Source organism: Paenibacillus sp. P2(2022) (assembly GCF_029522175.1).
In the GTDB taxonomy this organism is placed as follows: Bacteria; Bacillota; Bacilli; order Paenibacillales; family Paenibacillaceae; genus Paenibacillus; species Paenibacillus polymyxa.
This window is the reverse complement of sequence record NZ_JAKWFI010000008.1, coordinates 22440-40421: the sequence shown is the minus strand read 5'-3', so window position 1 is coordinate 40421 and position 17982 is coordinate 22440. Positions and strand designations below refer to the sequence as shown.

Genomic DNA, 17982 nt, shown 5'->3' with positions numbered 1-17982 from the left:
TAATAAATAGGGTCTATCTATACATGTTTGATGCTGGTGAAGGAAATTGAACCCCCGGCCTACGCATTACGAGTGCGTCGAAATAGAGTTTTGATGGGTTTTACAAAGCTCCTATAGCCTACCCAACAATAAATAGGGTTCCGTCAGGTATTACAGATATCCGTATTTCGGTAGAAGATTTGGTAGAAGAAAATAATTGAGCCAACAAGTACAAGGCAGATGCCTTAATGGTCTCAAGTCCCTCCGTCTCATCTCCAGATCCTTCATAGCAGCATCCTACGGTCGCCTGCTGAAAACTGTAGGCTGAACCGCGACGTTAAGCTATACCAGCTAATAGCTTGTCAAGATTACCAGTAAAGTGATTCTAAATCATGTGGTATAGTTAAAATGAGCATGCCAAATAACCCTCCAATTTCCGTTGTGCCTTGGAAGGTTATGCCAATGATAATCTTTTAAATTGGACGAAATTCCTTTTTGTTTTTCAAGATTGCATAAAGCCAATGGATGAGCTTATTTGCACATGCGATTAGAGCTACTTTATGTGGTTTTCCTTCTGCTCTCTTGCGATCATAGAACGCTTTGAGTCGCATATTTCGGGAGCGTATAAGCCCACACTGGACAGCCATTACCAGTGCGTAACGCAACTGCCTGGAACCACGTTTCGTGATTCGGTTTCGAGTTGCTGTAAATTTACCGGAAGCAAAGACACTCGGGTCAATGCCTGCAAAAGCCACTAGCTTTTTAGGATGATCAAATCGGTCGATCTCTCCAATTTCAGATAAAATTGTTGCAGCAATTTTATGCCCAATACCGGGAATCGACTGAATTAATTCATACTCTTCAATTTCTTCAGCCAGAGCATCTATGTTCTGTTCCAGTTCAGCAAGATGCTCTTGGTACTGAAGAATAAGGGTGATAAGAACTTTCAAATTGATTAAGTGGCTTGCATACATGGTTTGCTGAAATGGGTTTTGCTTTGCCGCGTCTAGCAGTCGCTGAACCCGTTGGTTAATCCAGCCCTCTGAACGCCCCCGTTTCGAAGAAAGTAGTTCTTTCATCTTAGCTTTGAGTGTAATTTCATCCGTCTGCAAAACTGAATATGAGGTTGGAAATTTACTTGAAAACCATAGTGAAATACGGGAATACATAGCTCCAAAGACGCCTTTGTAAGCTGGGAAAACCTGATCTAAAACGGCTTGGAATTGCAGCTTCGTCTGTACACACATCTTTGAAAGGGACTCATACTGTCTTGTAAGATAGCGCAGATTGAGAAGTTGCACACCTCTTTTTTTAAAAGGTTCAAACTCTTCCTTGTAGTACAACTCTCCCAATAGGTAAGCGTCCGCAGCATCCGTCTTTACTTTACGAAGTTGAGACTTTCTAAGCCGATTTGAGATGAGCGGATTAATGATAATGCAAATGTAGTGATGTTCTTCTAGGAACTGAACAACGGGACTTTGGTAATGGCCGGTTGCTTCTAGAATAAGCAGAGGACGTAGTTTGGATGCAGTCTCAACATCCTTCAAAACTTGATGTAAATTTGCTAGGCCATCACGAGTGTGCTCGAAGTGGAATTTCCCTCTGAAGGGCTTTCCGCGCGCTAAAAAGGCTTGTCCATGACTTTCTTCTTTTGAAATATCTAGACCGACAACTGGATTCATTTCATCTCTCCCTGTAAGTTTAGGTTCCCCGGCATCCCTAAGGTTCTTCTTGTCGCTCCATAGCATCGCTTGTTATACGGGATCTTACGTCCCAACCAGCCTCAATCATGGTCATGACAAGTAGGGCGAACACTATAGCGCTCGGGATCAAGTCCCACGGGCAGGTACGTTCGACCAGGCTACCTTAATCCTCTATGCAAATGAAAAAAGGATCAACCAGAAAGAACTGGTTGATCTCATAATACGAACGGGCAGGATAGTTCAAATACATGGTATCATGTGGTGAGTAATTAATGGAGCTCACTTCCATCTGTTAGGCTGTAAAAACAAACGCTTGTGCCGCCTCAATTATCACTTTTTGGTGACTATATCACAAAAAAGTGGGTACTATTTTTCTTGTAACTTTTCCCCCATACTATCGTTCATAGGAGGTTCATGAAACAGACAGAGCATTCTATACCATATAAATCATTATAAAGGAGTGTAATAGAATGGGGAAATTTGACGGGAAGGTAGCAGTTGTAACCGGAGGTACAAGCGGCATCGGTCTCGCGTCGGCACAACAGTTCGTAAAAGAAGGGGCTTACGTTTTTATCACGGGACGCAGACAACGTGAACTGGATGAAGCAGTAAAGCAGATCGGAAAGAATGTTACAGGTGTCCGAGGTGACATATCTAAATCGGAAGATCTAGATATATTATTCGAAACAGTTAAGCGAGAAAAGGGACACTTGGACATTCTCTTTGCAAATGCCGGACTAGGGTCATTTCTTCCATTAGGAGAAATTACAGAAGCACAATACTACAAGACTTTCGATGTCAACGTGAAAGGAACCATCTTTACAGTACAAAAGGCATTAGCTTTGTTTCCAAATAAAAGAGGTTCGATTATTCTAACGGGATCCACTGCTGGCTCGACGGGGATGCCAGCGTTTAGTATCTATGGTGCATCCAAGGCAGCGATCAGACAGCTCGTCCGCAGCTGGATTCTTGATATGAGAGGGACCGAAATTCGTATAAACATCCTTAGTCCGGGAACAATCGTAACGCCGGCGTACGATGAGTTATTTGGCTCTGAACTAGATCATTTACTGGAACAGGCAAAAAATGATATCCCGCTCGGCAGAGTGGGGCAGGTTGAAGAGATCTCCAATGCTGTCATGTTCCTAGCCTCTAATGAAAGCAGCTATATGAACGGCGTTGAATTATTCGTAGATGGCGGAGTAGCTCAAGTTTAACCAGGACATAATAATTTTCAAACGACAAAGATTTTTAAATCAACTTAAATGCGATTGTATTATCCCCTCCATGTAACGTTCAATTTTTCCTTCAGTGATCCTTGAAGGATCAAGCGATACATGAAGGGGATATTCTTAGATCGGGAGATGGTGCATTGATATGAAAACATTTTTCTGTGAACTGGAAGTTACACTAGAGGTTATCGGAGGAAAGTGGAAGGGGCTTGTTCTGTACTATTTAATAAAAGGACCTAAACGGACGGGAGAGCTTAAGCGACTCGTTCATAATATATCGCAAAAGATGCTGATTCAAACTCTTCGGGAACTGGAAACAGACGGATTAATTCGCAGAAAGATGTACAATCAGGTACCGCCTAAGGTGGAATATTCAACGACGGAACTGGGTCAATCACTTGAACCCATTTTGAGATCGCTTTGTGATTGGGGGGGGAATTACGCAGAGCAATCCTTCGCTCCGGGCGAGATTGAGATTTTGTATCTGGATTAACTGTCGGGGGACAAGAGCATAGTCCCATTTGAAGTCGCTATTTTAGCGGCTTTTTTGTTTTATCGTTTTACGTTGATGTTTTCGAGTGATGAGCAATATTCTAGTACAGGTTACTTCGTAATTAACAAGGTGCACTACAAAACTAAGGACACAAAACTTGTCTCAGAGATTAATAAGTACGTCTTGGATTATGGCAAAAGCATCATGCCCCAGCTGTTGCCAGGAGTCTGAGCAAACAGGTAAGCGGTTGAGGCTAATGACAATGAACCCATTACGCTAACGGGAAACGTTAGTTCAATGAAACAGATGAAGCAGCGACAGTCTAGGGCATATTTTCTCGTCCTAGCCTACCGTTGTTTCTTTTATTGTAGTTATCAAAACTTTATTTTCAACATACATTTAAAGTTGATTCATATCAGTTCCGCCTTAAATGTCCGTCTGTAAGCAATTTTTCAACTAAAAAGCTCTGCCGACCTTAAGGTTAGCAGAGCTTTTTAATGACGTTTAAGAACCTCCAACCTGTACAAGAATCTGGATACCAGGTACAGTCATGAAAGCTAAAAAGCTACTCGCAACAATTAACAGTCCTATTTTTCTCAACATTACCTACCCACACCTTTTCAATTAGATTGGAGAACTCTGTTTTGATTTCAGGAGTCGCATAGACTTGGAAACGCATAAACAAGCCAATACAATTTATAAAGTAAGTCTCATTATTTATTATATGTGACTTTACCATTGCAAATAACAATTGTTTAAAACCATCACTGTACCTTTCTCTGTTTAAATAATAGTAGGCCAGTTCGTAACCAAACCATGCAATGTAGTCGGGTACTACTTGTTGGCTGTACATATCAGTAGATGTCAGGAGTTGAGTAAAGGCATCAATGTCTTTTTTAAACCTTGAAAGTACATCATCAACATCCAAATTATATTGATTAGCAGCTATCATAACGTTTAACAGCTTTGAAAGTTTCTCACCTTCCATGGTATCTGCTGTTTCGGCTATGTATTCGACATAATCTGAGAGCACGCTGACATCTCCAGACAAGAGCTTATTTACATAAATATTGCATCGTGCCCAATCTTGATACATTTCTACCCAATAGATGGTATCATCATCAGTCTCTCTAACCCAATCCAAGTCCGCATAGGCGTATGTATATTGTAGAGCTTGTTGATTGTCCAAAATCACAAAAAAGCGCAGCCTCCAAAAAGCTTGGAAGCCGCGCTGTGCTTGAGTTTTATAAGATGCTGGTGAAGGGAATTGAACCCCCGGCCTACGCATTACGAGTGCGTTGCTCTACCCCTGAGCTACACCAGCAGGTCAGTGTGACTGACAACAAAAACTATTATACTCTTAGTTACATAAAAATCAATCACTTACATCAACTTTATCAACTAAGATTTGGATTTAATTCTGTAACATTCCCTGCCGTGGTTCCGGATAGCTTATCTGCGACGGATCGCAGCTTTTGGCGACTGGAGGAAGGCTTGTCACGGCGATCATCAATTTTGACTGAGGTGGAAACGCGTTTGGCTCCTGCTAGGAATGGCGCTTCGTGTAGCGCAGCAATAGCAGTGAACACATCGTCCAACGAACCTTCAATAATCGTACTCATAGAGGTAAGTTCATAGGTAATTCCCTTTTGCGTCTTCAACACTTTTTGCATTTGAGCAACGTAGTCGCTCAGGCTCGTACTCCCCGTTCCAATCGGGATTACTGTCACTTCTGCAATGGCCATCACCAAGTTCCTCCTTTAAATTGAAAAAATCATCTTTTTTAAAATTCTAAAAACTCAGTCGATAAAGCAACCTTGTTCTTCAAAAAAGTTCCATATGTATACGGCTTATTTTAGTAGGAAACATCTTTATCATTTATTGTACCGTTCACTCCGTCTCAATTCAAATACAGCCCGCGACTTCTCTGCATATTTTGATTTTCCATTCCTTTTCCTTTACGTATGGCTTCGAATGTTGCTATAATACTCCTTGCACTTATTTGAAATTTTAAGTTTATATACACAATATGTTGGGTTAAATATTCATAACACCTCTAAATATAGTGATGTAGCCGATGATTCCTACGGAAACCATCTTTTTTCCCTTCATTGGCAGGCGCATCGCTATTTCTATGTTATTGGATTACATACAGCCCCAAAATGCTGTCTGACCATCGCTTTTTTCACCAGTTTCTTTTCTCAGATCATTTTCATGCCTATTCCCTAAGTATGATTCCAAATCAAGAAAGCGAGGAATTAATCCTATGCCACAACTCGTAACCAAACCAAACAATCGCCAGTTGGCTTTTGATGAAATACGTATATCCGTATATGCTGACCGTGTACTCAGCGGGCTGGACAAGCTGGATAAAGATCGACTCATTCGCGGTGTAACTAGTAAGCTCCGCCGGGACGAAGTCACTGGAGATGAGATTAGCAACGCATTTGCAATGGCTGCTCTAGAACTGGTTAGTAAGGAAGAACCGGACTGGAAATTTGCCGCTGCACGCGCTTTGCTCACTTCCCTATATAAAAAAGCAGCTACTCACCGCCGTTACAAATCCTATGCAGACGAACCTTACGGCGCTTTTTATCCACTGATCACCGATCTAGTGCAAAAAGGAATCTACCGTCAGGAACTGCTTGACTGTTACACCAAGGAGCAGATTGATGAGCTCGGCGATTCCATAATGCCGCAGAATGACCTGCTGTTCGACTATATTGGACTGTTGACGCTGTCTGAGCGCTATTTGGCCAATGATTTTGACGGACGCGTAATGGAGCTTCCACAAGAACGCTACATGATTATCGCAATGTACCTGATGCATCAAGAGCCGGCCGACAAGCGTATGGAGCTGGTCAAGGAAGCATACTGGGCGATGAGCAACATGTACATGACGGCAGCTACACCAACCATGTCCAATGCCGGAAAAAAGGTGGCCGGACAGCTCTCCAGCTGCTTTATCGACACCGTAGACGACTCATTGGAAGGTATTTTCGATTCCAATACCGATGTAGCCCGTCTTAGCAAAATGGGCGGCGGCATCGGCGTATATCTCGGTAAAGTACGGGCGCGCGGCTCCGATATCCGTGGACATAAAAATACAAGCTCTGGCGTTATCCCTTGGATTCGCCAGCTAAACAATACAGCTGTTAGCGTAGACCAGTTGGGTACACGCAAAGGTGCAATCGCCGTTTATCTGGACGTATTCCACAAGGATATTCTGGCGTTCCTGGATCTGAAGCTGAACAACGGTGATGAGCGGATGCGTGCACATGACGTGTTCCACGGCGTATGTCTGCCCGATTTGTTCATGGAGCGGGTCGAAGCACGGGGCGAATGGAATCTGTTCTGTCCGCATGAAGTGAAGAAGGTGATGGGCTGGAAGGATGACAAGGGTCGTCCCCTGGGACTGGAGGATTTTTATGATGAAGCCTTCGGTTCAGGCTCCTTCCGCGAGAAGTATGAGGAGGCGTCACAGCATCCGATTCTCTCTCGTATTACGGTCCCTGCCATTGACATCATGAAGCGTTTGATGAAATCACAGCTGGAAACAGGTACGCCGTACATGTTCTACCGTGATACAGTAAACCGTGCTAATCCGAACCGCGCCCATGGGATGGTGTATTCCTCCAACCTGTGCACGGAAATTATGCAAAATCAATCTGCAACGGTAGTGGAAAAAGAAGAACTGGTCACCAAGGACGGACAAACACGCATCGTTATCTCCAAAATTCCTGGCGACTTTGTTGTGTGCAACCTGAACTCCATCCATCTGGCTCGTGCCGTTCCAGCAGGTGTACTGGATCGTCTCGTACCGATTCAGGTACGTATGCTGGATAATGTTATTGATATCAACAACATTGAGGTGCTGCAAGCCCAATACACGAACAGCCAATATCGTGCTGTCGGCTTGGGTACATTTGGGCTGCATCATCTGCTCGCACTTGAGGGCATCCGCTGGGAGTCCGATGAAGCGGTAACCTATAATGATCATTTGTATGAAAAAATTAACTACCTGGCCGTAAAATCCAGCATGGAGCTGGCGAAAGAAAAAGGCCGTTATGCCAAATTCGAGGGTTCTGACTGGTCGACCGGGCATTATTTCACTTCCCGTGGCTATACAGACGGTACACGTGAAGGCAAATTCGTCACTACGTCCGAGTGGAGCGAGCTTGCGGAAGAAGTCCAACAAAACGGTGTCCGTAACGCATGGCTGTTCGCCATCGCGCCTAACGGCTCCACGTCCATCATCGCAGGCTCTACCGCTAGTATTGATCCACTGTATGAGTTGCTTTCCTATGAAGAGAAAACAACCTACAAGATCGCTAACCCTGCACCAGATTTGAATGAAAAAACCATCTGGTACTACAAAACAGCTTTCTTGCTGGATCAACACGCTTCAATCAACATGGCTTCTGCACGTCAGCGTCATATTGACCAAGGTCAAAGCTTTAATCTATATGTACGCCCAGATATTAAAGCTACCGAATTTTTAGCGCTGCATATTCATGCCTGGAAATCGGGTATGAAGTCGACCTATTATGTACGCAGCCGCGCACTGACGATTGAAGAATGCGAAAGCTGCGCATCCTAAACTAAAGGAGAGAGGCTCTCATGCAGTTACAAAAGATTTTTAACACGGAAGCGCCTAACCGCTCTACCCGTATTATTGAAGGCGAAAACTCCGGTATCCTGAACTGGAACGATATTCGGATGCCGCATATGTACAAACTATATAAAGTACTGCTGCTGAACCACTGGATTCCAGATGAAATTCCGATGTCCAAGGACGCGTCCCAATTCCCTATGCTGGATGCCGAAGAGCAGCGCACATTCAAAATTAATATTGGCCTGCTAGCTGTGCTGGATTCCATGCAAACCATGTTTGTCGGAGATGTAAAACGATATTTTACCGATTCCTCGCTGGAAGCTATTTCGGCCATTATCGGACAACAGGAAGTCGTGCATAACCAGTCCTACTCTTACGTGCTGTCTTCCCTGGTATCAGAGCAGGAGCAGAAGGAAATTTTTGAATACTGGAAAAATGATCCTGTCCTGCTGGAGCGTAACACATTCATCTCGGACATTTATCAAGAGTTCCGCGATGAGCAGAACCCGCAAACCTTTTTCCAAGCCATGGTAGCGGATTTGATTCTGGAAGGCATATTCTTTTACAGTACATTTGCTTTCTTTTACAATTTGGCCCGTGACCAAAAAATGATGGCCACCAGCCAGATGATCTCGTATATTCAGCGCGACGAAAATCAGCATTGCTACTTCTTTGCCGAAGTGTTCAAGCAGCTTTTGGCTGATTTCCCTGAGTTGAATACCAAGGAAAATACGGACTATGTCTATCGTATGATCAACCGCGCTGTGGAACTGGAAACGAATTGGGCGCATTACACGCTCAAAGAGGTTCGCGGCATTGACTTGAACGAGCTGAGCGATTATATCAAATACATGGCAAACATGCGCCTGAGACTTCTGGGTATGGACAAAGCATACGAAGGTGTAGATGTAAACTGTATGCCTTGGATCAAGCCATTTTCCGATGAAGCGCTGAATGCAACAAAAACGGACTTTTTTGAAGCAAAATCACGCAATTATGGCAAGGTCGGAGATGACAATGGATTTGACGATTTGTAAATCATAAGCTACAAGCCTTAACTCGGTTATTGCTGAGCTAAGGCTTTTTTCTATGGGGATGAAACTTGCGTAAATATGCAAAAAATTCATGAAACATATGAATTACTATTCATATTTTCCTAGTTAAACACGATATATAGGAAGGTGAAATAATATAGTAAGGAGCATATTATGAAAAGCAAAGTCAAAAAAAGAATGGGATTACAATCCAAACTCTACTTCATCTTGCTCATTCCTTTAGTTGTGATTGGCGTCATGATTCTGTGGACGACCAAACTATCTATTCAGAATGCTTCTCTATCAACCATGCAGCTTAACAATGAAGCGTTGGCGGTGAATACGGCCAAGCTACTGGACAAATCAGCCGTCAAAAGCTTAAACACGAATCCATCCGAGCAGAGCAATGAGTATAAAGAACTTCGGAACGAGTTAAATACGCTCAGGCTGCAAAGCGGAGTCCTGTATATGTATATGTACAATCGTGTTGGCGATGAGTGGAAGCTTACAGTGGACGGAGCTGCTTGGGACGACAAAGACTACAGTCCTTTCGGAAGTCCTGTAAGTTTTACCCGTAAAGAAACGGCAGATAGATTGAAACAAGGGGAGACGGTAACTACAGATATCACAACGGACCCTGATTGGGGAACGATGTTTTCTTCCTTTACACCCATTAAAGATACAGATGGAACCATCATAGGCTATCTGGGAATCGACAGATCCCTAGCCTCTGTAACTGAAGTATACGAGAAAACATTGCCTGAGGCCTATCGGCTAGTTATCCCTGTGGTCTCCATCATTCTGATCATTTCCATTGCGGCAATGATGCTGGTAACACGTCGAATACTACGTCAAGTGCGGTTTATTAAAGATACACTGGAGCAAGTAGCTGATGGCAATCTTACGGCTACATCGCAGCAAGTTACGTATGATCAGCTAGGTGAAATCAGCGGCTTGACGAACCGGATGGTAGAAGCCATGTCCAATATGATTGTGGACATTCAAAGCAGTTCGAGTACACTTCAGCAAGCATCCGAGAATATCGTCGTGACATCAGAAGGAACCCTTCACCAAACCGAGGAACTGTCCCGCACACTCCAACAAATTGCCGATGTATCTACAAACCAAGCAGATCAAACGATAGAGTCGGTTCAGCAATCTGACCGCTTAGGGCAAACGCTGGATGAAGTCGGAAGCCATGTACACCAATTTACGGATACGGCGCGCCATCTCAATGAGGTCCGTAATCAGGTAGCCAGTGAACATGAACTGCTATTGGAGAAGGGACGAGAAAGCGCTCTGCGAATCAAGCAAATGCAGCGTATGTCACACGCGCTAACTGAAAAGTCCCGCGAAGCAGCTAACATTGGACAGCAGGTACAGGGCATCGTAAAGCAGACGCAGATTTTATCCTTTAATGCCTCGATTGAAGCTTCGCGTGCAGGGGAAGCTGGTAAAGGTTTTTCTGTCGTAGCTCATGAAATGGGACAACTTGCCCAACAATCTGCCATATCTATTCGTGAAATTGACGAAATCTTAAGTAGTTTTGTCGAGCAAATTGAGCAAATGGGCGATCAATTTGATGAAAATATAAACACTGTCAATGAACAAGAAAAACAAATTGCATTATGTCTACAGTCTGTTGATAAAGTCACCCAGGTATCAGAGGAAGTTGAGGAACTGGCTGCACATCTGGCCCAATTGACTACAGAAATGCAGGAGGTACGTCACAGCGTAGATCAACATCTGAAGCACACAGCCAGCGCGGCGCAGCAAACTGCCGGAATGACAGAAGATGTATCCGCAAGCGCACAGAAGCAGGCCCTAGCAGTAAAAGAACTATCCGAAGTAGCCCGTAATCTGACCACACTCTCCAACAATCTACAGCGCCATGCTGATCAGTTCCGGGTGAAAAATTCCGACCAGTAATGATTTCGGTGAACTGTGACCCGTAAGATGGACACTTTCAATCAAGTGTCCATCTTACGGGTCATTTTACAGACGAAAAGGAGTACACTCAAAAGGAGCATTCGCTAACATAGCGAATGCTCCTTTTGAGGTTAGAAAGCCGAGCTGAGTACACCTTTATCCAGGTAGATGCATACATATATAACCTAAAGGTCTATATAAGCACTTAGGAGTTATAGCCGTTATGCTCACGATGGGGGAGTCGCAGCTGTTTTCTTCGGCTTCATATAAGAAGGATAGCCTCCCGTATGCTGGAGCATTTCAATTTCACGCAAAATACGCGGCAAGTCAGCGACCGAGTTCATCACGATGTGGGCCCCTGCCCTTTTCAAACCATATATACTTTGTCTGCGTCGTTCCTCGGCTACCCTATCGTCCACTTCACAGCTTGTAGTGTGGTTCGCGGCCAAAGCACTCTCGTTATGGTTCAACACACCAATCGTCCAAACGCCGGCATTCCGTCCTTCTTGCATATCGGCTGCTGTGTCTCCTACCTTCACAATATCGCTAAGCGGGAATACCTGCAGGCGATGTGCAATTTCATAGATCATCCAAGGATAAGGCCTCCCCTGCGAAACTTCACATGGGGCTACCATACAATCCAGCGTATAGGGTGACTGTGCAGGCGTGAATACATGACTTAGCATTTCCATCGGGCAGGATGCAGTAGCGCCTGACTGAATGCGGCGATCTTGAAGCTCCTGCAACGCCCTATCTATACCGACAGCAGTCTCAGCCCCTTGGATCAAAGAGCGAAGAACAGGGACAAGCTCAAGATAAATATGCTCAATATCCACTCTGCCAGGATGCGCACCAAAGCACTCCAACCATTTTCTACGAACCTCTGAAAGTCCGAGCACATTCGCAATATGATCCCGGATGGGCAGTCCCCGTCCATGAGATACCTGCTCTTCAGTTACCTGTATACCCTTCCATCTGAAGATGTCGCACATTCCCTGGATTAAGCCCCGACCTCCGGGGTCTAACAATGTACTTTCCAGATTAAAAATAACCGCCTGTATCATGCAATCCCCGCCTTTCCGTACCGCGGCTATCCGCAATCTTTATTTTGCTTAGGAACATGATACACAGCTAACGTAAACTCAAATGTCGTAAACGGTAAGCGGATTGTAATTGAGAATAAATTCCTTCAATGGTTTTGATTTACCGATTGAAATGAGGAGGGAGTCGCAATATGAGACAGCCTTGGAATGAATTTAATTCTAAAATGCCTTGGCGGATGGAGCTTGGTTGTTATGCGCTGAATAAGCTTGCCTGTGGAGGATTGGTTTTTGGTCTGTTATGGGTCTACTGCTATCTGACAGAGGAAATAACGGGATTGCCTGTGAGTATAGCAGGCAATAGCGGTGAACTTACCGCGCAGTTATGGGCCTATGGCTTTGCCCTTCCGGCGGCTCTTGCCGCTGATGCACTACGTGATCTTTTACCCTGGCTTCGCAAGCCTGAGCAGTTCACGCTATATCTTGCCGTAGGGTTCAGTGTCTTTCTTCTGCTAGGATCTTTGATGTCGCCTGCTGGAACGGGCATCTCGTTGAGCAACGGCATGGCAGGTGCAGGGATTACACTGCTCTATTATGGCGGAAGGCACTGGCTGAACCGTGAATATGGAGTACAGATCATGCTGGCCTTCCTCCTGCCACTGCTGCTATGGATTATAGGGCTTCAATGATGTCGCCAGCTACCACTGAGGCGGGATGCTGGCGATGGCGCGCGGCCGTTTCTCCAGCCGCACCATGCAGATACACGCCAAAGGCTGCTGCCTGTGAAGCGTTCAAGCCTTGGGCCAACAACCCTGCGATGATGCCTGTCAGCACATCGCCCGCACCGCCTGTCGCCATCCCGGCGTGGCCTGTGGTATTGACGTAGGTCGCTCCGTCGGGACACGCAATGACCGTGCGTGCTCCCTTGAGCACCAGCGTGACTCCATGTGTCCGGGCGTACTCCCGGGCATGGGTGATACGGTCACGCTGCACCTCCGCTGTCGATATTCCCAGCAGACGTGCCATTTCACCGGGATGCGGCGTTAACACGATTGCCGCATCTCTCGACTTCCATGCATCCAGCTCAGGCCCCGCCGAGGCGAGGATGTTCAAGGCGTCCGCGTCAAGCACGAGCGGACCGCTGTATTCCTCCCATAGGCGGCGCAGCCAGCCAGTGTCCCCTGCGAAGCGGCCGAGGCCAGGCCCGACGGCCAGCACATCGCGCGCCTGCGCGAGCTGTAGCAGCTCATCTGCGGAGTCGGCGTTCCATTCGCCGTCGCTGCCTGTTGCTGCGGCAGCGAGCATCAGCTCTGGTGCGGCGCCAATGACGCGTGGCAACAGCGCTTCTGGCACCGCCCACGTCACAAGCCCGCTGCCTATGTGCAAGGCGGCACGTGCGGCCAGCAGGCCCGCACCGCTCATGCACAGGCTTCCGCCTGCGACCAGAACGTGGCCGTAGGTGCCCTTGTGCCCGTCCGGCACACGGCTGCGGCTGACGTCCACGTCCAGCGCGTCGCGCAGCGTATCGCTGGTCAGGAGCCGCAGCTGCACGCCACGCTCACGGGCAAGGCCGGGCGGGATACCGATGTAGCGTACCACCACATCACCAGCGTTTCCGGCGCCCGGATATTGGGCGAGCCCACACTTCAAGTAGGCAAGGCATACGGTGACACGCGCATGAATGCACGGCTCGTGCAGCGCACCTGTGTCGGCGTCGAGTCCGCTAGGCACGTCTACCGACACGATCGGCGCGCCGCTGGCATTAGCCTCGTGAATCAGCGAGGCGTAAGGTTCGCGCGGTGGACCTTGCGTGCCTGTGCCCAGCAGGGCATCGACGATGCCAGAGGCACCGCGCAGGTCGAGGTTATCCCGACCATAGAGGATAACCGGGATATCCAGCGCCGCGATGATATCGCGCTGGGCAGCCGCTTCACCGCGCAGCGTTGCAGGCGGCTCGGCATACACAACGGTGACGCGCAGACCTGCATCGGTCAGATGGCGGGCTGCCACCAGTCCGTCACCGCCGTTGTTGCCTTTACCTACGAGGATATACCAGTGTGCTCGTTCACGTACGCCATATTGCCCACCGCTCGATGAATCCGTCCGTATAACGCCGCCATGTCCTGGTACATCCCCCGGTCCTGTGTGTGTGACCTCATTTATGCCATCGCTTGTTCCACGTCTCTCCGCACAAAGCTTCAGTACCTCGTCAGCTACTGCTCGCCCGGCATTTTCCATCAAGATCAGGGCCGGGATTCCCAGTTTGTTAATCGTGTACCGATCCAGTTGCCGCATTTGTTCGGCGGTCACCATATACATGCTTTTTCGCCTCCCATATAGCCATCCCTGTTGATTAATATCCGACGGTAAAGCGGGAATTGACAAATTCCCCTTCTACTAACTCATCAATCAGGGCTACCGCATAATCCTCGACAGAGATGCGACTATGACCTAATTCATCAACCACCAAATGATCCAAGCCAATACGGAACTGTCCTGTACGTTTACCTGGTTCAATAATTCCGGCAGGACTGCAATAGGTCCAGTCTACATCCGCAGCACGGTACAGCTCCAGGGCATCAGCGTGCGCAGCCGCCAGCGGCTTCACTTCCTCCGGAAACTCAGCGGTATCCATGAGACGCTCACCGGATTCTGTTTTCAGACTGCCCGCTCCGCCAACGACAAGTATGCGCTCCGCGCCGGAACGCCGTGTTCCTTCCAGTAAAGAACGAGTTGCTTCGAGCAGTTCCTCCTCAGCTCCAAACTTGGGACCATAGGCGCTAATGATAGCATCGTGCCCTTTGGCTACCTCTGTAACGGAATTCGGGTTTAGAATATCCGCCTGAACCACCGTCAAATATTCACTTTGCTCCGTCACTCGTTGCGGATCGCGCACTGCCGCCGTCACCTCATACTTACGCTTGATCGCTTCCTTTACTAACGCTTTGCCAATTGTTCCTGTCGCTCCAAAAATAATTACTTTCATATTAAGTTGCCTTCTTCCTATCTATAATTTTCTTACTGTTAATTATCCGTTTTATAACTAGCTCAAACTCGTACGGGATTTTCAGCTTACAGTCCCCCCGGCTGGCGCCAGTACATCCCTTCTGACCCCGGACTGACCAGTTGGAAGCCGAACTGCGCATATAACCGGTCGGCTGGCTTATCCGCAATCAGCGTTGCAAAGCTGCCCGCCGGAACCTCCCGTCTTAAATACTCCATAATCTCTTCCATAAGCTTACGCCCATAGCCCTTCCCCTGATGGGAAGGCTTGACTGCAATATCCGTAACCAGAAAAAACACACCGCCATCACCGCTCACCCGGCCCATCCCGATCAATTCCTGTCCAAGACGTAGCGTTACAGTAAATAGGCTGTTCGGCAGGCCCTTAGCTGCCGCTTCTTCCGTAATTTGCGATAAACCAGCCTCCTTGCGTAAAGCCCGATATTCCTCGACGGCTGGAATGGCGTAATCTACGCGAAGCAGCTCGTACGGTTGATTCGATATCTCATGATGTTCTGTTGCAAATTCAATTTTTTTATTCATGCCGAATCTTCCTTCCTGCTGTAATCTTGTCTATTTTACCAAAAAATACTTCATAGTTCTTGGTTTAGAGATATACAAGCCCTTGAAATGCCTGTGTGGTCTGTGCAATAGTGTAGAAAGAACAATGGAAGGAGGGATTGCGGGTGTCCCCGACGGACTTCGCGGCATTAGCCGCATATATCTCACCCGGTCTGATCGCCTTCCTGCTGGCGTTGTCCTTGCTGGTATGGCTGTATGTTCACAGTGCAGCCCAGCTTCGCAATTCGCGTCAGCAGCGGCTCGAGGAATTACAGGAATCACTGCGTATCTATGGCCGGTTAGCTGGTTATCTCCAAACGGCTACCCAGAACGCGATCAACAACAGTGAAAAGCAGCAGCACCAGAATGGACTAATCCATGCTCTTCAGGAGGCTAAGGCCGCCCCCTATTTGACCCCTCACCTTCAAGAGCAGGTTCAAGCATCCCTTCGGGAATGTGATCCATTCCGCCGGGAATTGCTTCTCAAATCACTGGAGCGTGAAATGAACAAACTGATCGAGGAACGACGACTTGTTCTACTGGAATCCCATGCTCCAGGCTGGGGAACAGCATTATGGAAACTATTGCGCCCAGCGGCCGGTCCGCTGGCGCTGGCGGGAATGGTCTGGTTAATCTCAAGATTGGTTATAGAACTGATAACCTACAGTCATGTCGATGTTAGTCTACCCGACACCACACAATCTGCCTCATGGCTTATAGGGTATGCATGGATAAGGTTCGTTTCTGGCTTAATCGCCTTGCTGTATGTCTATCGTCTGATGACCCTGCGTAAACAAAATGATCTGGACGTGACGGCATCCCATTTCCCAACAAGCCTGTTGTGTATGGTCATCGCCGTTGTCGCCCTGTTTCAGTGGCTCGGGCCAGAAGCATCTCCCTACATACTGGCTGCACAGCTTGTGCTGTTCTTGATTGGCTTCCGACTTACCCGAGGTCGCTCGCGAAGTGATCGTCCTTATGTGGGTCATCCCGGCTTGATGAAGTCCGATGGTTCGCAGCACCAGGAATTACACACAACTGACAAAGATACAACCGCTGATACTTCTGTGGCTGATGAACATATGCGGTCCTAAACACCAGGTGCGCCTGAAATAGATCCCGTATACATCCCGCAAATCACATACCATCACAGGACATCCCAACACACAAAGAAAGAGTTCATGGGGTGTCCTGTTTTTTGAACAATTTTTGGCTTTTTGCCGGGTTAGGCTTGTGCCAGCGATCAAGGAAAGGGTATATTGTTTATATAAATGTAAATCATATCGTTTTATATGTATGAATATTGAAAAAAATCCATATATGTTAAACTACCATCAATTTATGATGTGCGTTAGAATTGGAGGAATTATGCAACTGGACATTTCTGAAAAATCACTTCCCGTTTATGAAGCGCTGGCCAGTGAGGTTCGGCTGAATATGATTGTTCTGCTTGCGGAGAAACCGATGAATATACGTGAGCTAGCGGAAGCGCTGGGACTCAGTAGTGCGATTATGACAATGCATGTTAAGAAACTGGAAAGGGCATCCATTATTTCGACTAAAATGCTGCCCGGACGAGGCGGGGTTCAGAAAGTATGCTCATTGGCTACGGACAAAATTGAAATCGCCATGCCACGCTATCAGCAGGATGTACGGCAATTTCATCAGACGGAGATTTCCGTCGGACACTTTACAGATTTTGAGATTCAGTCCACCTGCGGTCTAGCCACCGTCGAAAAGATTATCGGAGAATTTGATGAGCCTCGTTCATTCTTGGACCCTGAGCGCTTCAATTCCAAAATTCTGTGGTTTAGCCAAGGGTATATGGATTATAAAGTGCCGAATTTCCTATTGTCCAGTCAAAAAGCTGAGGAACTGGAAATTTCAATGGAATTATCATCAGAAGCCCCATTTACCAATGATAATTGGCCTTCAGACATCACATTTTTCCTAAATGATGTGAATTTGGGCACTTGGACCAGTCCAGGGGATTTTGGGGATAATCGTGGTAAATATACACCTTCATGGTGGCCTGATTTTATCAATCAGTATGGCCTACTTAAGAGACTTCGCGTTACGTCTGAAGGCACCTTTATGGATGGCAAGCAGATATCCGATGTGACTCTAAGCGACGTGCTGATTGACCAGAAGCAATGGAAATTCCGTATCGCTATTTTGGATGATGCCCAGCATATTGGAGGGGTAACCCTGTTCGGTACCGGATTCGGTAACTATAACCAGGATATCCTGTTCCGTTTGTACTACAAACCTGCGGAAAACCATACCAAAACAGCAACGGTAGAAGCTGGCGAGAGCAGCAAGTAATCATTAGACCCCTTCAAAACCTGAACACGGCGTTTTGCCCATGCCTTTCTTGGGAGACAAAGCGCCGT

At 46.9% G+C, this 17982-nt stretch carries 14 protein-coding genes, 1 tRNA gene and 1 pseudogene; 8 read left to right on the top strand and 8 right to left on the bottom strand.

Annotation, left to right across the window (positions count from 1 at the left end):
* Positions 1-452: 452 nt before the first annotated feature.
* Positions 453-1661: an IS110 family RNA-guided transposase gene (locus tag MMB75_RS20980; protein ID WP_045245084.1), complete on the bottom strand. Its 1209-nt coding sequence runs from the start codon at positions 1659-1661 to the stop codon at positions 453-455.
* 491 nt (positions 1662-2152) lie between these two features.
* On the opposite strand from MMB75_RS20980, the gene MMB75_RS20975 reads away from it, so the two are divergent.
* Entirely contained in the window at positions 2153-2899 is a 747-nt protein-coding gene (locus tag MMB75_RS20975; RefSeq protein WP_013369142.1) for an SDR family NAD(P)-dependent oxidoreductase, read from the top strand.
* A 160-nt stretch (positions 2900-3059) separates the two neighbouring features.
* Complete coding sequence (locus MMB75_RS20970) at positions 3060-3407, top strand: winged helix-turn-helix transcriptional regulator (protein ID WP_019685981.1); 348 nt, start codon at positions 3060-3062, stop codon at positions 3405-3407.
* A 565-nt stretch (positions 3408-3972) separates the two neighbouring features.
* Here the strand turns inward: MMB75_RS20970 and MMB75_RS20965 are convergent.
* The 3 genes and pseudogenes from MMB75_RS20965 to MMB75_RS20955 form a co-directional block, all read right to left on the bottom strand.
* Positions 3973-4593 (bottom strand): annotated as a pseudogene (locus tag MMB75_RS20965) (transcriptional regulator); the annotation flags it as partial.
* A 66-nt stretch (positions 4594-4659) separates the two neighbouring features.
* Positions 4660-4731, bottom strand: a tRNA-Thr gene (locus tag MMB75_RS20960).
* Positions 4732-4804: 73 nt separating this feature from the next.
* Entirely contained in the window at positions 4805-5152 is a 348-nt protein-coding gene (locus MMB75_RS20955) for an MTH1187 family thiamine-binding protein (RefSeq protein ID WP_016819451.1), read from the bottom strand.
* 521 nt (positions 5153-5673) lie between these two features.
* Here MMB75_RS20955 and MMB75_RS20950 point away from each other — a divergent pair.
* The 3 genes from MMB75_RS20950 (at position 5674) to MMB75_RS20940 (ending at position 10985) form a co-directional block, all read left to right on the top strand.
* Positions 5674-8007, top strand: a complete 2334-nt coding sequence (locus tag MMB75_RS20950; protein ID WP_016819450.1) for a ribonucleoside-diphosphate reductase subunit alpha — start codon at positions 5674-5676, stop codon at positions 8005-8007.
* Positions 8008-8027: 20 nt separating this feature from the next.
* Positions 8028-9059 carry a ribonucleotide-diphosphate reductase subunit beta gene (locus MMB75_RS20945; protein WP_016819449.1) on the top strand — a complete coding sequence of 344 codons (1032 nt, stop codon included), beginning with the start codon at positions 8028-8030 and terminating at the stop codon, positions 9057-9059.
* 171 nt (positions 9060-9230) lie between these two features.
* On the top strand, positions 9231-10985 hold the full coding sequence (locus MMB75_RS20940; RefSeq protein ID WP_045245085.1) for a methyl-accepting chemotaxis protein: 1755 nt from the start codon (positions 9231-9233) through the stop codon (positions 10983-10985).
* Between the two features lie 227 nt (positions 10986-11212).
* On the opposite strand, the gene MMB75_RS20935 is transcribed toward MMB75_RS20940, so the two are convergent.
* Positions 11213-12049 carry an HAD hydrolase-like protein gene (locus MMB75_RS20935; RefSeq protein ID WP_045245086.1) on the bottom strand — a complete coding sequence of 279 codons (837 nt, stop codon included), beginning with the start codon at positions 12047-12049 and terminating at the stop codon, positions 11213-11215.
* A gap of 170 nt (positions 12050-12219) precedes the next feature.
* Here MMB75_RS20935 and MMB75_RS20930 point away from each other — a divergent pair, with 170 nt between their 5' ends.
* Positions 12220-12714 (top strand): hypothetical protein, encoded by a 495-nt coding sequence (locus MMB75_RS20930; protein WP_045245087.1) that lies wholly within the window; start codon positions 12220-12222, stop codon positions 12712-12714.
* Here the strand turns inward: MMB75_RS20930 and MMB75_RS20925 are convergent.
* From MMB75_RS20925 to MMB75_RS20915, 3 genes are all read right to left on the bottom strand, one after another.
* Positions 12698-14344, bottom strand: coding sequence for an NAD(P)H-hydrate dehydratase (locus tag MMB75_RS20925; RefSeq protein WP_045245088.1), 1647 nt, complete (start codon positions 14342-14344; stop codon positions 12698-12700). The two genes, MMB75_RS20930 and MMB75_RS20925, sit on opposite strands and share 17 nt — an antisense overlap.
* 34 nt (positions 14345-14378) lie before the next feature.
* Positions 14379-15011 (bottom strand): NAD(P)-dependent oxidoreductase, encoded by a 633-nt coding sequence (locus tag MMB75_RS20920; protein ID WP_016819444.1) that lies wholly within the window; start codon positions 15009-15011, stop codon positions 14379-14381.
* Between the two features lie 86 nt (positions 15012-15097).
* On the bottom strand, positions 15098-15571 hold the full coding sequence (locus MMB75_RS20915) for a GNAT family N-acetyltransferase (protein ID WP_045245089.1): 474 nt from the start codon (positions 15569-15571) through the stop codon (positions 15098-15100).
* A gap of 143 nt (positions 15572-15714) precedes the next feature.
* On the opposite strand from MMB75_RS20915, the gene MMB75_RS20910 reads away from it, so the two are divergent.
* Complete coding sequence (locus MMB75_RS20910) at positions 15715-16683, top strand: hypothetical protein (protein ID WP_045245090.1); 969 nt, start codon at positions 15715-15717, stop codon at positions 16681-16683.
* Positions 16684-16957: 274 nt separating this feature from the next.
* Positions 16958-17914 carry an ArsR/SmtB family transcription factor gene (locus MMB75_RS20905; RefSeq protein ID WP_016819441.1) on the top strand — a complete coding sequence of 319 codons (957 nt, stop codon included), beginning with the start codon at positions 16958-16960 and terminating at the stop codon, positions 17912-17914.
* Positions 17915-17982 lie beyond the last annotated feature (68 nt).

Coding starts and splice junctions, on each gene's coding strand:
- MMB75_RS20980 (WP_045245084.1), bottom strand. CDS start 1,661: ATGAATCCAGTTGTCGGTCTAGATATTTCAAAAGAAGAAAGTCATGGA.
- MMB75_RS20955 (WP_016819451.1), bottom strand. CDS start 5,152: ATGGCCATTGCAGAAGTGACAGTAATCCCGATTGGAACGGGGAGTACG.
- MMB75_RS20970 (WP_019685981.1), top strand. CDS start 3,060: ATGAAAACATTTTTCTGTGAACTGGAAGTTACACTAGAGGTTATCGGA.
- MMB75_RS20905 (WP_016819441.1), top strand. CDS start 16,958: ATGCAACTGGACATTTCTGAAAAATCACTTCCCGTTTATGAAGCGCTG.
- MMB75_RS20975 (WP_013369142.1), top strand. CDS start 2,153: ATGGGGAAATTTGACGGGAAGGTAGCAGTTGTAACCGGAGGTACAAGC.
- MMB75_RS20925 (WP_045245088.1), bottom strand. CDS start 14,344: ATGTATATGGTGACCGCCGAACAAATGCGGCAACTGGATCGGTACACG.
- MMB75_RS20930 (WP_045245087.1), top strand. CDS start 12,220: ATGAGACAGCCTTGGAATGAATTTAATTCTAAAATGCCTTGGCGGATG.
- MMB75_RS20915 (WP_045245089.1), bottom strand. CDS start 15,571: ATGAATAAAAAAATTGAATTTGCAACAGAACATCATGAGATATCGAAT.
- MMB75_RS20920 (WP_016819444.1), bottom strand. CDS start 15,011: ATGAAAGTAATTATTTTTGGAGCGACAGGAACAATTGGCAAAGCGTTA.
- MMB75_RS20935 (WP_045245086.1), bottom strand. CDS start 12,049: ATGATACAGGCGGTTATTTTTAATCTGGAAAGTACATTGTTAGACCCC.
- MMB75_RS20940 (WP_045245085.1), top strand. CDS start 9,231: ATGAAAAGCAAAGTCAAAAAAAGAATGGGATTACAATCCAAACTCTAC.
- MMB75_RS20950 (WP_016819450.1), top strand. CDS start 5,674: ATGCCACAACTCGTAACCAAACCAAACAATCGCCAGTTGGCTTTTGAT.
- MMB75_RS20945 (WP_016819449.1), top strand. CDS start 8,028: ATGCAGTTACAAAAGATTTTTAACACGGAAGCGCCTAACCGCTCTACC.